The organism is Pullulanibacillus pueri, from assembly GCF_014639255.1.
GTDB classification, from domain to species: domain Bacteria; phylum Bacillota; class Bacilli; order Bacillales; family Sporolactobacillaceae; genus Pullulanibacillus; species Pullulanibacillus pueri.
In genome coordinates this window covers 81,355-96,075 of the sequence record NZ_BMFV01000016.1, presented here as the reverse complement: position 1 = coordinate 96,075, position 14,721 = coordinate 81,355, and the positions used below count along the sequence as shown (strand labels likewise).

At 43.3% G+C, this 14,721-nt stretch carries 10 protein-coding genes; all 10 read left to right on the top strand.

Annotated features, from left to right (window positions below; genetic code table 11):
* The coding region (locus tag IEV91_RS11495; RefSeq protein ID WP_188497545.1) for a hypothetical protein at positions 1–328 on the top strand (328 nt) is incomplete at its 5' end.
* 218 nt (positions 329–546) lie between these two features.
* On the top strand, positions 547–918 hold the full coding sequence (locus IEV91_RS11490; protein WP_188497544.1) for a MerR family transcriptional regulator: 372 nt from the start codon (positions 547–549) through the stop codon (positions 916–918).
* Between the two features lie 67 nt (positions 919–985).
* Entirely contained in the window at positions 986–1,969 is a 984-nt protein-coding gene (locus IEV91_RS11485) for an oxidoreductase (RefSeq protein WP_188497553.1), read from the top strand.
* Positions 1,970–2,396: 427 nt separating this feature from the next.
* Positions 2,397–3,416 (top strand): low-specificity L-threonine aldolase, encoded by a 1,020-nt coding sequence (gene ltaE, locus IEV91_RS11480; RefSeq protein WP_188497543.1) that lies wholly within the window; start codon positions 2,397–2,399, stop codon positions 3,414–3,416.
* 210 nt (positions 3,417–3,626) lie between these two features.
* The gene (pcrB, locus tag IEV91_RS11475) at positions 3,627–4,328 is read left to right on the top strand and encodes a heptaprenylglyceryl phosphate synthase (protein ID WP_188497542.1); all 702 of its coding nucleotides are present in this window, start codon (positions 3,627–3,629) and stop codon (positions 4,326–4,328) included.
* A gap of 33 nt (positions 4,329–4,361) precedes the next feature.
* Entirely contained in the window at positions 4,362–6,617 is a 2,256-nt protein-coding gene (gene pcrA, locus IEV91_RS11470) for a DNA helicase PcrA (protein WP_188497541.1), read from the top strand.
* Positions 6,618–6,753: 136 nt separating this feature from the next.
* Positions 6,754–8,742: an NAD-dependent DNA ligase LigA gene (gene ligA, locus IEV91_RS11465; protein WP_188497552.1), complete on the top strand. Its 1,989-nt coding sequence runs from the start codon at positions 6,754–6,756 to the stop codon at positions 8,740–8,742.
* A 13-nt stretch (positions 8,743–8,755) separates the two neighbouring features.
* Positions 8,756–9,964 (top strand): CamS family sex pheromone protein, encoded by a 1,209-nt coding sequence (locus IEV91_RS11460; RefSeq protein ID WP_188497540.1) that lies wholly within the window; start codon positions 8,756–8,758, stop codon positions 9,962–9,964.
* 821 nt (positions 9,965–10,785) lie between these two features.
* Positions 10,786–13,881, top strand: a complete 3,096-nt coding sequence (locus IEV91_RS11455; protein WP_188497539.1) for a DEAD/DEAH box helicase — start codon at positions 10,786–10,788, stop codon at positions 13,879–13,881.
* Entirely contained in the window at positions 13,878–14,423 is a 546-nt protein-coding gene (locus tag IEV91_RS11450; protein WP_188497538.1) for an SWIM zinc finger family protein, read from the top strand. Before IEV91_RS11455 ends, IEV91_RS11450 begins: the two co-directional genes overlap by 4 nt.
* Positions 14,424–14,721: the final 298 nt, after the last annotated feature.

Genomic DNA, 14,721 nt, shown 5'->3' with positions numbered 1-14,721 from the left:
TCTGAAGCCCGTTTTCTGGATTCTAAGTCAAAACGGTCACCAAGGCGCCTTTCTGAAGCCCGTTTTTCAAATTCTAAGTCAAAACAGTCACCAAGGCGCCTTTCTGAAGCCCGTTTTCTGGATTCTAAGTCAAAACGGTCACCAAAGCGCCTTCCTGAAGCCCGTTTTCTGGATTCTAAGTCAAAACGGTCACCAAGGCGCCTTTCTGAAGCCCGTTTTTCAAATTCTAAGTCAAAACGGTCACCAAGGCGCCTTTCTGAAGCCCGTTTTCTGGATTCTAAGTCAAAACGGTCGCCAAGGCATCTCGCTGAAGCCCGTTTTCCTGTAATGTAAAAATTTATAACTCAATAGAAGACCTTATAAGGGCCACGGTGTTGATCTCCATTTCAATCTGTTTACGGCTGACGGTGCATTTCGGCATTAAAAACTTTTCTAATATCATGAATGGCTATAGCTGGACACAATACTAATGTCCGAAATGTTCCAGTTTGACATGGAGTGAACTCCATGGTGTACATTTATCGTGCAAAGAGGAGGTGTATGGAGATGCCAGGACTCCGCATATCAGAAGTGGCAAAAAGGACGCAGCTTTCAGTGGATACCCTGCGATATTATGAGAAGATTGGTCTTATTCCTATACCGAAAAAAAATAACAGGGGGTATAAAGAATACACAGAATCTGAGCTACGCTATATTACATTCATTGTTAACTTGAAGCGAACGGACATGTCGCTTGCATCGATTAAATCGTACATCGACGCCTATAAGCGAGGAGAGATTACCGATTGTTATCAGTTACTGGAGAGACATGCTAAGGATGTAGAGAAGCAAATTGAAGAGAGACAAAGCGTTCTTCAAACAATCCATTATAAACTCGAACATTTTAAGGAAATTGATGGTGGCGGAAAGAAAAGCTAAGTATTCCTATGCATATGAAAAAATACAAGTTATATCAAAAGATAGATGAAAAATGGGGGCTACAATGATGTTAAACCAGAAAAAGTTACCTCAACAAGCACCGATACATTCCGGCTATGGGCCGAGAACAACAGCACAAGAGGCATTAGGAAACCAGGATTTAAGTGGGAAAATAGCGATTATAACAGGCGGTTATTCAGGTCTCGGACTTGAAACCACACGTGTACTCGCGGAAGCAGGAGCAACGGTGATCGTTCCTGCCAGAACTAGAGAAAAAGCGGAAGCGGCGCTTAAAGGCCTACCGAATATTGAGCTAGAGACACTTGACCTTTCTGATCCGCGGTCTATTGATGCTTTTGTACAGCGATTTATCGCTTCCCGTCGTCCACTTCATCTTCTTATTAATGCCGCTGGGATTATGGCTGTTCCTCTTAAGCATGACGCACGAGGTTTTGAATCACATTTTGCAACCAATCATCTTGGGCATTTTCAGCTAGCGGCAGGATTGTGGCCGGCTTTGAAGAAAGCGAATGGAGCAAGAGTGATCTCATTGTCTTCTCGGGGGCACCGTATGAGCGATATCGATTTTGCGGATCTTCATTATCATCATAGAGCCTACGATAAGTGGGCAGCTTACGGACAATCCAAAACAGCCAACGCTCTATTTGCTGTCGAACTCGATAAAAGAGGGACAGCTGATAATATCCGAGCCTTTGCCGTCCATCCTGGTACCATTGTTACCGATTTGGCAAGACATCTTTCTGATGAGGAATTGAAAGCGATGGGAGCACTGGATGAACAGGGGCAGCGACGGATAATGGAGTACAACAACGAGACAAAGACCATTCCTGAGGGTGCGGCAACCATTGTTTGGTGTGCAACAAGTGAGCAATTGGCAGGCAAAGGCGGCGTATATTGTGAAAATGTGGACATCGCAGAAATCAATCCAGTCAATGCGCCGACGCCAGGCGTTAGACCTTGGGCAATTGATCCTCAAAGTGCCGAACGTTTATGGGCTTTGAGTGAAGAGCTTACAGGTACAAAGTTTTAACTATATAAAAAAGGATTCTAAAAGGGCAGGTTCTCAAGTTATCTAGCCCTTTTTTGGAACGTCATAAAAGAGAATGCTTCGGACAGAAAACAAAGCGAGAAGTCAACTCGGGTCCAAAGTCAAAGCCCCTCGGACAGAGCCGAGAGCAAGAAGGGAACAAGAGTCCAAAGTTAGTGCATCTTCGGAAACTCTTTTAGTGCTTAATAAGACAGGGCAGGACCGGGCATGCTTTTATGCCTGGCTTTTCTAATATGTTTAACAGGTGCGTGTAGAGCGGAGTATTGTGAGGGGTTATGTAAGCAATAAAAGATGACTAAATAGAGAATTTAGGAGCAATGAAGTTACTATCGAAAACTAGAGCATTAAGCTATAATGAAGCCAAATCAATAGATTGAAAGTTATAGCAAAGGGATTAGGAGGGTGTATAATGATCGATTTACGAAGTGATACAGTGACCAAGCCGACAGAAGCGATGCGCCGGGCCGTTTATGAAGCGGAAGTGGGCGATGATGTTTATGGTGAAGATCCAACAGTGGCAAAGTTGGAAGAAACAGCAGCAGACTTACTTGGGAAAGAGGCTGCCCTATTTGTGACCAGTGGGACGCAAGGGAATCAAATAGCGGTGCTCACCCATTGTGTTGCTGGCAATGAAATTTTATTAGAAGAGGAAGCTCACATTTTTTATTATGAGGGTGCAGCTATTTCGGCTTTTGCGGGTGTACAGCCCCGGACAATTAAAGGGGACCGTGGGGCAATGAAGGCAAGTCGTATTGAAGCAGCGATTCGTGATGCTGAGGATGTCCATCTTCCAGAAACCGGCTTGATTTGCTTGGAAAACACCCATAACCGAGCGGGTGGGGCTGTTGTCCCTATCGAAAATATGGCGGAGCTTTACGCTATTGCTCAGAAGCATGATATTCCGGTTCATCTCGATGGTGCCCGTCTTTTTAATGCGGCGGTAGCCACCCAGAGACCTGTAAGAGATTTTGCTCAGTATACAGATACAACGCAAATCTGCCTGTCAAAAGGTTTAGGAGCGCCTGTCGGTTCACTAATTGCTGGGAGCCATGCCTTTATTAAACGAGCACGGAAATGGCGCAAACGCTTAGGTGGAGGTCTAAGGCAAGCAGGAATTCTAGCGGCGCCAGGACTTATTGCTCTTACGCAAATGGTGGATCGCTTGCAAGAGGACCATGATCATGCCAAAAAACTAGCAGATGGCATCGCAAATATAAAGGGGCTCCAAGTAGCCAATTTGGTTGAAACGAATATTGTTTTAGTGGATGTCTCGGAAAGAGGTTGGTCCTCCAGTGATTTTGTTCAGCGATTAGAAGAGCAAGGCATTCTAGCCAATAGCGTTGGGCCCACTGCCATCCGAATGACGACAAACTATGAAGTATCATCTAAAGACATTGACATCGTATTGAGCCAGCTTAATAGATTATAAAAGGAGAAAAACTTCAGTCAAGGGCTGGAGTTTTTGTCTTTTCTATGCCTATAACAGAAGGAGTGGATATGGTATAATCCTGCTAGAGTGTTTTTGAATGAGCTATGCAAGAAAGGTCGGTATACGGTGAATATTTTGGCATAAAAGCCTAGGATTGGCCCGCAGACCTTTTGGCTTGTTTGGATACCTACCTTTTAGGAGGAACTGTTAGTGAATGAGTATAAGGATTGGCGTCATGTTTTTAAACTTGATCCCAATAAACCTATTGATGATAAAGCCATTGAACAGATTTGTGAGTCCGGGACAGATGCGGTCATTGTCGGCGGTACCGATGGTGTGACCCTTGATAATACCTTGCATCTACTTAGTAGGATTCGACAATATGCAGTCGATTGTGCTTTGGAAATTTCTAATATAGATGCTGTCACTCCGGGATTTGATTATTACATGATTCCGACGGTGCTAAATAGTAGTCATCCTGATTGGATTGTTGGTTTTCATCATGAAGCCATCAAAGCATTTGGCAAGACACTCCATTGGGATGAAGTGATCATGGAAGGCTATTGTATTCTTAATCCGGACGCGAAGGCCGCGCAATTAACAGCGGCAACCACCGACCTTGAGACAGAGGATATTGTTGCCTATGCGATGATGGCTGAACGAATGTTTCATTTACCCGTTTTCTATCTGGAATATAGTGGTACTTACGGAGACGTTGATGTCGTTCGGGAAGTCAGGCAGACACTACAAGAGACCCAACTCTTTTATGGGGGCGGGATTGATACCGTGGTGAAGGCCAAAGAGATGGCTGCCCATGCGGATACCGTTATTGTGGGTAATGTCATTTATGAAGATATAAAAACGGCATTAAAGACTGTTAAGGCTGTAAAAGAAATCCAAGTGAATAAGTAGGAATAAGTACCTTTATAAAATGGGAGTGGTAATATGCAAGATATCGTGGACAACCTATTAAAAGGCTTGAATCCAGAACAAAAGAAGGCTGTCCAGCATACTCACGGCCCTCTATTACTCATGGCCGGAGCTGGCAGTGGGAAGACGAGAGTCCTGACACATCGGATTGCTTACCTTTTAATCGAAAAGGAAGTCGCACCATGGAATGTGCTCGCGATCACATTTACAAATAAAGCCGCAAAAGAAATGAAGGAGCGCTTAGTGGGATTAACGGGCCCGCTTGCAGAAGATTTGTGGGTATCCACGTTTCACTCGATGTGTGTCCGAATTTTACGGCGCGATGCAGATCGTATTGGCATCAATCGCAACTTCTCCATTTTAGATGGAACCGATCAAGTTTCCGTGATTAAGCAAATTTTAAAAGAAAAGAACATTGATCCTAAGAAGTTTAATCCCCGTGGTATTTTGGGAACCATTAGCTCAGCAAAGAACGAACTGAAAACGGCTGACGATTATGCCAAAATCGCGAAGGGTGCCTATGAAGAGATTGTTCGAGATGTGTACATGGAGTATGAGAAACGCCTTCTGAAAAACCACTCACTTGACTTTGATGACTTGATCATGACCACCATCCACTTGTTCAAACGTGTCCCAGAAGCCTTAACCTATTACCAAAGAAAATTTCAATATATTCATGTAGACGAGTATCAAGATACAAACCATGCCCAATATACACTCGTTAAACTCTTAGCAGAACGGTTTCGGAACTTATGCGTTGTAGGTGACTCAGATCAGTCTATTTATAGATGGCGTGGTGCGGATATCCAAAATATCTTATCCTTCGAGAAGGATTACCCTGATACTGAAGTGATTCTCCTGGAGCAAAACTATCGCTCAACGAAGAAAATTTTACAAGCGGCCAACCGAGTGATTGCTAATAACTATAGTCGGAGACCAAAGAATCTTTGGACAGATAATATGGAGGGCAACCCAATCTATTATTATCGTGCGGATAATGAGCATGATGAAGGTCGTTTTATAGCGGGTAAGATCGCGGAACTTTCAAGAGAAGGCTTCAAGTACAGTGAGATGGCAGTGCTCTATCGTACTAATGCTCAATCACGTGTTGTTGAGGAAATGCTCGTAAAATCGAATATTCCTTATCGTATGGTCGGGGGGATCAAATTCTACGAACGTAAAGAAATCAAAGATTTATTAGGCTATCTTAGATTAGTAGCCAATCCCGATGATGATATCAGTTTTGCGCGTGTCGTCAATGTTCCGAAAAGAGGCATTGGAGCTTCTTCATTAGATAAACTGGCAGATTACGCCTTACAGCAGGATATCTCTCTTATTCAAGCCATACAAGAGATTGAACAAACCGCGGTTCCGAAAAGGGCAGCCAAATCTCTAGTGGAATTTGCAGACCAAATTTTAAACTGGTCACAAATGCAGGAGTACCTCTCAGTGACAGAACTGGTGGAAGATGTTCTTGATAAATCAGGCTATCGCAAGGCCTTAAAAGATGAAAAGACCTTAGAATCACAAAGTCGATTAGAAAACCTTGATGAATTTTTATCGGTCACTCAGGACTTCGAGAAAAACAACGAGGATAAATCTTTAATTGCCTTTCTATCTGAACTGGCATTGGACAGCGATATGGGGATGGAAGAGGAAGATAAGCATCAAGGTCCTGGGGTGACGCTCATGACGCTTCATGCCGCCAAAGGTCTTGAATTTCCAATTGTGTTCCTGGCGGGGATGGAGGAAGGCGTCTTTCCACATAGTCGCTCCCTAATGGAAGAAGAGGAAATGGAAGAAGAGCGCCGATTGGCCTACGTTGGAATTACGCGCGCAGAAAAGCAATTGTATTTAACTAATGCACAGATGCGGACCTTGTTCGGAAGAATGAATGCTAATCCCGAGTCACGTTTTATTGCTGAAATCCCTGAAGAGCTTATCGAGCGAGAAGAGCAGGAGCGTTCCATGGGATGGGGAGCAGGCTCTGCTTCTAGATCTCGCACGCCTTTTGGGCAAGCGCGCACTGCTATGGGTTCTAATTCAACACCAACCGCTCCCGTTCAAAAGCGTCCAATGACAGCGAAGAAGAATGTCAATGCTGAAAGTGATTGGTCTGTCGGCGATCGCGTCAGTCATAAAAAATGGGGTGAAGGAACGGTTGTGAGCATCAAAGGCGAAGGCGACTCCATGGAGTTAGACATTGCGTTTGCGAATCCTACAGGGATCAAACGGTTGCTCGCAAGCTTTGCGCCGATTGATAAGATATAAAGAAGGCATACAAAAGTTAAAAGTCACCTTTAATCCTACTTTTGCTTATCCTACTTTTTGAGAGTAGGCGAAATGGGTTATAGTAGAAAGAGAGAACTGTGAGAACGAAGGAGCGATTGTTTTGGGTCAAGACGTTATGGCACGTGTCCAGGAACTGAGGAAGCTATTAAATCAATATGGATATGAATATTATGTACAGGATAATCCAAGTGTACCGGATTCGGAATATGATCGATTAATGCATGAACTGATCGAAATTGAAAGAGAGCATCCGGAGTTAATCTCCCCAGATTCCCCGACACAACGCATCGCTGCCGAGCCTCTTAAGGCCTTTAAAAAGGTGACGCATCGTACACCCATGATGAGTTTGGGCAATGCGTTTAACGAACAAGATTTAAGAGATTTTGATCGCCGTGTGCGGCAAACGGTTGGAGACGATGTCCAGTATATTTGCGAACTTAAAATCGATGGTCTTGCGGTGTCTTTAACTTATGAAGAGGGGCAATTTGTTCTAGGTGCCACTCGTGGAGATGGCACAACAGGAGAAGAGATCACGCAAAATCTCAAAACGATTCGGTCAATTCCGCTGCGTTTAAAAGAGGCGATTAATCTTGAGGTTCGTGGAGAGGCTTATATGCCTAAGCGGTCTTTTGAGCGCTTAAATGAGCAGCGCAAAGAGGCAGGTGAAGCACTCTTTGCAAATCCAAGAAATGCAGCAGCCGGTTCATTACGTCAACTCGATCCTAAGATTGCTGCTAGTCGTAACTTAGATGTTTTTCTTTACCAAATTGGCAATGCCTATGATAAGCCACTGGAACGTCATAGTGAGGGACTTGAATGGTTAGAGTCTTTAGGATTAAAGACAAATCCGGAATGGAAAAAGTGCGCCTCTATAGAAGAGATCGTGGCCTATATTGAGTATTGGACAGAAAAACGTCCGGAATTATCTTATGATATCGATGGCATTGTGATCAAAGTCGATGCCCTAGCACAACAACAGGCTTTAGGATTTACAGCTAAAAGTCCACGTTGGGCGATCGCTTATAAATTTCCAGCAGAAGAAGTAGTCACTCAGCTTGAAGATATTGTTTTAAATGTGGGACGGACTGGGGTCGTAACGCCAACAGCAGTCCTAACACCGGTTCCTGTAGCGGGAACAACAGTAAAAAGAGCTACTCTGCATAATGAAGACCTTATTCGTGAGAAGGATATTCGAATTGGCGATTATGTTGTTATAAAAAAGGCTGGTGACATCATTCCTGAGGTTGTCAATGTTCTAACAGAGCGCCGCACGGGAAATGAAGTCGATTTTCATATGCCCACAGAGTGCCCAGAGTGTGGTAGCGACCTTGTCCGCTTAGAGGGTGAAGTCGCGCTTCGTTGCATTAATCCGAAGTGTCCCGCACAGATTCGGGAAGGACTCATTCACTTTGTCTCTAGAAATGCCATGAATATTGATGGTTTAGGTGAGAAAGTCATTACTCAATTATTTGAACAGAAATTAATTGAAGATGTCGCTGATCTCTACCGTTTAACCTATGACCATCTCATAGGTATGGAAAGAATGGGAGAAAAGTCCTCGAATAATTTATTAGAGGCTATCGAATCTTCAAAACAAAATTCTTTAGAGAAATTGCTTTTTGGCTTAGGGATTCGCTTTGTGGGGGCTAAAGCAGCCCGAACGCTTGCTGAGGCGTTTCTGACGATGGATGCTTTAAAGACAGCGTCGAAGGAAGAATTGCTTGCAGTGGATGAAATTGGTGAAAAAATGGCTGACTCCATTCTCACTTTTTTCCAGAACCCTGATTTTTTAGAGCTTATTGATGAGCTTAAATCCTATGGGGTCAACATGGAATATAAAGGGCCGATCATCAATGCTGAAGACGTCGCGGATTCACCGTTTGCCGGTAAAACAGTGGTGTTAACAGGTAAAATGGAACAATTGTCACGTCCTGAAGCAAAAGAGAGAATTGAAAGCCTTGGGGGCAAGGTAACTTCTAGTGTCAGCAAGAAAACAGATATTGTTATAGCCGGTGAAGAGGCGGGTTCAAAATTAGAAAAGGCCGAACAATTACAGCTAGAAATTTGGGACGAGGCTCGTTTTCTTGCCGCTTTAAATTCATGAGGAGTTGAACGTTTTGAAACGAAAGGCACTGGGTTTAGGGCTGATTATGGTTATGTTGCTCTTAGTCACAACAGCGTGTACGATGCCCTGGTCAAAAGATGATAATAAGCAAATTGTTACTGATACTCCAAAAGGGAGTAAGGAACAGGTTACAGTGATTCCACAGGAGAATGGAAAGGACTATCGGACCATTCATTCCAGTAAGGATAGCTCCACGCGTGGATACATTACGTATGGTGTGAATAACCGAACGGATATAGATGAGATTGAAACAGGACTCATGCGACTTTCTAAAGGGACTTACGATCCTGATAAATATTATTTTCAAAGTGGTCAATATATTTCTTCCGATGTTATTAACGAAATGATTTCAAGAAAGCCAAAAGGGAAAAAGGTGAAATATCCTGGGGAAAATCTCAAAGGATTAAATCCTGCTTTTGGTAGTGGAAGCGACATAGGTAAAATGGCTGAAGACTCGCCGAAAGAGTTGAGTTATGTTCTAGAACAGGATTATCTGACTAAAAAAGGCAAGAATCAATATAAATTAGGCGGGATTTCACTTGCCATTTCGATGAATTCCGTCTACAACCAAAGTATCTACTATAGTGAGACGGGAAAAACCTATCCCGTCGATGTCACGCTTAATGCTAAAGATCAAATGGAAAAAGGGAAGGCCTATGCGAATAAAGTGCTCCAACGGATTCGACAGATCAAAGGGTTAGAAAATGTCCCTGTGTTTATCGGTCTCTATTTAGAATCATCTCCAGGCTATGATTCACCAGGACACTTTTATTCTGTAGGTGAAGTCGGGGCAGGTAAAACAACCATTGATCATTGGAAGGCGACCAATGAAGATAATGTATTATTACCTTCTGACCAAGCTGCCAGCAAATATCCAGATTACAGTGATAAGTTTGATACATTCCAGAAATCAGTAAAAGGCTATTTCTCTAATAACATTGGAGTCATCGGTAATGCCTTCATAAAGGCAGACAAAATACAAAGATTGACGATCAATATTCATGTTCCATTTTATGATGAAACGGAAATAATGTCCTTTACAAATTATGTTTCAAGTCTATTGCAAACTAAATTTCCATTTGACCGCAATACCCCAGTTGAAGTCTATATTAGCAATATGACTAATCAACCAGAATCCATTATTGTAAAAGATGCCGACATGGATACACCTTTCGTTCACGTCTATCAAGGCAGTCATTAAATAAGGTCCAAAACCTGTCTCCCGTTGGAGGCAGGTTTTATGTATATAAAGGCCCAAAGTTCAAAACCACATAATAACAATATCCAATGAACAAAACGAAGACCACCATGCAGGAAAAGAAGCCGCTTCGCACAAAAGGCACGCAAAAGGAGGAGGGAAGCGAGCAAAAAGAGGCCAGTGCCCAATGAAAAGGATCCAGCACCGTGCAAAACGAAGCCCGCCACGAACGAAAAGAAGCCGCTTCGCACAAAAGGCGCGCGAAAGAGGGTGGGAAGCGAGCAAAAAGAGGCCAGTGCCCAATGAAAAGGATCCAGCACCGTGCAAAAGAAGCCCGCCACGCACGAAAAACCCTATGGCACCACGTCCAATAACCATAAATCACCAAAAACTGTCTTCTGAAGGCAGGAAAATGACATTAATTTATCAAATATATTGGATAGATAAACGGACAAGTAAATGGAGAGGCTGACAGAGATGGGCAGTCGAACCAAAATAAGATTGTCGCAAACGCTAAAACCTAGTAGATACGCTGTATGATCCTTTGAAGGGCAGCGCGCATTATATAGGAGGACGAATGGGTTTTTTTGTGTATTGATGTGCCTAGAATTGTATTTGGCCACGCGGGGAGCTTCTTACAAGCACTAGACCAAGTAAGCAGAAAAGCCACCTCCAACGACTAAAAGATTTTTAATGAAAAATATGTTATATTTATGGGAAGGTCTTAAAACGGGAATATGAATGATGATAGTTAGACGTTTTTATATGGAAGGATATGATGCACCACTTGGTATCCTTTAAGTATTTGAAATGAGGCTCTCTGCATGTTTTTAGTAGCTTGGTGCATGGGGCTTTTTGAACAGGTCAAGTCATTTTTAGGGGTGTTAGTCATGGATCAACAATTGAACATTGCGTTTGTGGCGGATAAGGGGAATAAGACCGCCTTTTTTCTGTGGCTCACTCATACTAATGGGATGCTTGCCCGTACGCTAAATAAATCTCTAAAAAATCAACTAAGTGCCAGCTTGATTTGGAGAGAATTCTTAGAGAAGCATAAAGCGATCTCAGGAAAATTGGAACTTGAAAAGGAACAGGATGTTAAAAGTGACGGTATTTTTCTCACAATGGAAGCCGCCTTTGAACTGTTTAAAAGCGATCGCTATGTCAATACCCTTCCTCCATGGATTCTTCCAAGTGAATCATGGCGTTTTTTTTCCGAAATAGTCAATGGCATCACTGTATTATTGGAAAATGGTCACTTCTACCCAATGCTGACACTAGTGAAAAGTGAAGACATCCTTTATGTTTCGGGACAATGGGTGCTGAGGAAAAACTTGTTAAAAGATTCAGGGATGTTGTCAAGATGGCTTCATCGAATTCCAGAAGAAGCGCTATCTCCAAAGGTGGTGGCGCCGCTTCCGCTTAAACGCTGGTTTTACGCGGTGGTGGATAGTTGGGTCGATCGTGTCGTACGGCAAAAGTTAAAGAAGGCCTATCAAGCGGAAGTGCTGAAATGGCCAGAGCATGATTTCTATAAGAAATTGTCAGCGGAATGGTTTTACCACCTCATTCAAGAGCCGCTACCTTACTATAAAAAAATCGATGATCCTTATGAGATGGCGACCTATGAAGATTTTCAAAAGAGCATCCGAGCGTTTGTGCAAACGAGCTATGAGAGTGAGACAGAAAAGGAAATGACTGCCTTTAAAAAGGCGTATCTCGATGAATGGTTAGAGCCCCTGCAGATCGACATGCATTTTGAGCCTCAAGAGCGTACGGATCCCTTTTTACCTGGGGCCGATTGGTATGTCGAACTTGTCATTCAAGCCTATAAGGGCACCAAAAATCATATTGGATTTTTTTCGTTAGATGATTTATTTGATCGCAGGGAAAATGGGCTGATTGAATGGGTGAATGATCGCCTGACTGCGCTTACTCAGTTTAATAAGCGATTGAAGGTCTTGGAATACAATACGAACGGTATGATATCAACGGATGACGTCCTTGATCTGTATAATCATCGTGAAGAGTTCAAATCGAAAAATATCCAGATGCTCTTTCCTGATTGGATGAAGGTCCGTGATGCCCGGAGACAAAATGTTCAGGTTGATCTCGATGTCTCATCCAGCCATTCCGTGTTTACGTTGGATTCATTAGTGGATTTTGATTGGCGTATTTCCATAGGGAAGCTTGGCCTGACGACGGAGCAATTTGAACAACTCGTCAGGGAACAGCGACGCTTTCATAAAAGTGGTGATGAGTGGATTGAGCTCCCCCTTGATCAATTGAATGCTCTTTACACGAATTTGCGCGAGTCAGGAGCTAAGCTTAGCAAGAGAGGGAGTTTTTCCGATGCGATGCGTTTTTCTTTGGCGCAGAAAGATAATCTCTCTCATCCTATCGATATTCGGATGGATACTAAGCTGGAGCATTATTTGAGTTCGATCATTCATAAGCCAGATAAGAATAAGCATGTCCCCACTAAGCTTCAAGGCAATCTACGTCCTTATCAAAAAAGAGGGTATAGTTGGCTGTCGCAATTAAAGGAAAGTGGCGTTGGGGGCTGTTTGGCAGATGATATGGGGCTTGGGAAAACCATTCAAACGATAACGTATTTGCTTAAGCATACCCAAGATCACCCTGACGAGCCTGCCCTTATCGTTTGTCCGACTTCGGTGATTGGAAACTGGGTTAGGGAAATTAGGGCCTTTGCACCCTCGCTTTCCATATACACCCATCACGGACAGGACCGCCTTTCTGACAAAGCGTTTAAAAAACAGGTGGCTTCATTTGATGTGGTGGTTACTAGCTACACGCTTATTGTCAATGATAAAGCCCTATTGGATGAACAAATGTGGTCCGCACTAATCCTCGACGAGGCCCAAGCCATTAAGAATCCTTCAGCCAAGAAGAGTCAAGCACTCAGGTCCTATCGGGCACGCCATCGTCTGGCATTAACGGGGACACCGATTGAAAACCGCTTAGAGGAGCTCTGGTCTATCATGGACTTTTTAAATCCTGGCTACTTAGGGTCCTTGGCAAGCTTTAGACGGGAGTTTATTAATCCTATTGAAAAGCATGGCGATAAAGAGAAGTCGGCGCTCTTAAAACGATTCATTCAACCCTTCTTGCTCCGGCGGGAGAAGACAGATAAACGAATTATTAAGGATTTACCGGAGAAAAGTGAAGAAAAAGTGTTTTGTCATCTCACAGAAACGCAGGCTTCTATGTATCAAAATGTCGTCGAGGATTTGTCAGCTAAAATGGCCAAAGCGACAGGAATTCAGCGGAAAGGTCTGATTTTATCAACCTTAACAAGGCTCAAGCAAATTTGTGATCATCCAGGGTTAGTATCGATTTATGATGAGCAAAGGATGAATTCAGGAAAATTAATCAGCTTTTTCGAGTTAATGGATGCCATTATGGAGGCTGAACAAAGCGTACTTGTTTTCACTCAATATGTAAAAATGGGAAAGATCCTTATGCAGGCTTTACAACAAAAATATCCAGACGTTCCAGTTGAGTTTTTACATGGGAGTGTTCCCGTTCAAAAAAGGGAGAAAATGATTCAACAATTCCAGGAGAATAAAGGAAAAGGGGTCTTTATTTTATCCCTCAAAGCAGGTGGGTTTGGCTTGAACCTTACCAGTGCCAATCATGTTATCCACTATGATCGCTGGTGGAATCCAGCGGTAGAGGAACAGGCAACAGACCGGACCTATCGAATTGGGCAAAGACGAGATGTTCACGTCTATAAATTGATCTCTGAGGGGACACTGGAGAAAAGAATTGATGAATTGATTGAAAAGAAGAAAGGTCTGGCAGGACAGATTCTGGGCAATGGGGAAGGGTGGGTCACTGAGATGACCGACCAGGAAATTCTTGATCTTGTTCAACTGAGAAAGCAGGTGGTCCAATGATCCATACACTTGAAGAGATAACGACGAATAAAGCCCTCAAACAGTGGCTCGATCGCTTCTTTTCACGGGTGGACACGCGGAGAACCCATCGGGGGTTAGAGTTGTATCGGAATCGGGCGGTCACGGACTTTCAGGACAAAATCTTTGGCTTTACAGCAAGTGTCAAGGGAAGCAAGAAATACAATGTGTCTGCCTTTTTTGAAGGAGTGAACAAAGCCGGTCTTCCTCACTTAGATAAAGCGCTCTTTATTTGCTCCTGTCCTGATGATGTTATTTGCTGTAAGCATGTTGTTGCCGCAGTGATCCATTGGGCAGTGGACTTTGATACTAAGAAAAAGGATGTTCAAAAACTAAAGAGCTCTAAATCGTCTTTGGTGAATCAGCGCTTTTCTAAAGCCCCTGCTTTGAAGGCTTTAGAAAAGCTCGCAACTAAGGAAGAGCCTGTGGCATTCTCAAAAGAGAGTACGATCGATTGGGTCTTCCATCCTCCCATTGCAGAGGTCATGGATAATATTCACAAGATCGTGAAAAAAGGGGTATAGTCCCTGAACAAAGACTGCCACTTTCCCTTATTTTTAATAGAGGCTTCGCTGTGATAGAGTTGCTTATTTCTAGCGGAATTTGGTATCATCAAACTATTAAAAGCTGTTTGAGATCGTCAAAGAATAAATTGTGAATGACTAGGCTGGTTTGGTTCCTTCAGTCCTCATGTCGTCTCAGGTACAGTTGGGTCACCACACTCTTTACCTTGGGCCTACAGACGTAGGCCCGTTCGGCGTTTGACGTGTAGATCCTGTTTGTGATGTTCCTATTAACGTCATTTTTGTTTGTGGTTCCCCC

What these genes read in the sequence shown, in the direction of transcription:
- IEV91_RS11450 (WP_188497538.1), top strand. Translation starts at nt 13,878, where the DNA reads ATGATCCATACACTTGAAGAGATAACGACGAATAAAGCCCTCAAACAG.
- pcrA (WP_188497541.1), top strand. Translation starts at nt 4,362, where the DNA reads ATGCAAGATATCGTGGACAACCTATTAAAAGGCTTGAATCCAGAACAA.
- ligA (WP_188497552.1), top strand. Translation starts at nt 6,754, where the DNA reads ATGGCACGTGTCCAGGAACTGAGGAAGCTATTAAATCAATATGGATAT.
- IEV91_RS11490 (WP_188497544.1), top strand. Translation starts at nt 547, where the DNA reads ATGCCAGGACTCCGCATATCAGAAGTGGCAAAAAGGACGCAGCTTTCA.
- IEV91_RS11455 (WP_188497539.1), top strand. Translation starts at nt 10,786, where the DNA reads ATGTTTTTAGTAGCTTGGTGCATGGGGCTTTTTGAACAGGTCAAGTCA.
- IEV91_RS11485 (WP_188497553.1), top strand. Translation starts at nt 986, where the DNA reads ATGTTAAACCAGAAAAAGTTACCTCAACAAGCACCGATACATTCCGGC.
- ltaE (WP_188497543.1), top strand. Translation starts at nt 2,397, where the DNA reads ATGATCGATTTACGAAGTGATACAGTGACCAAGCCGACAGAAGCGATG.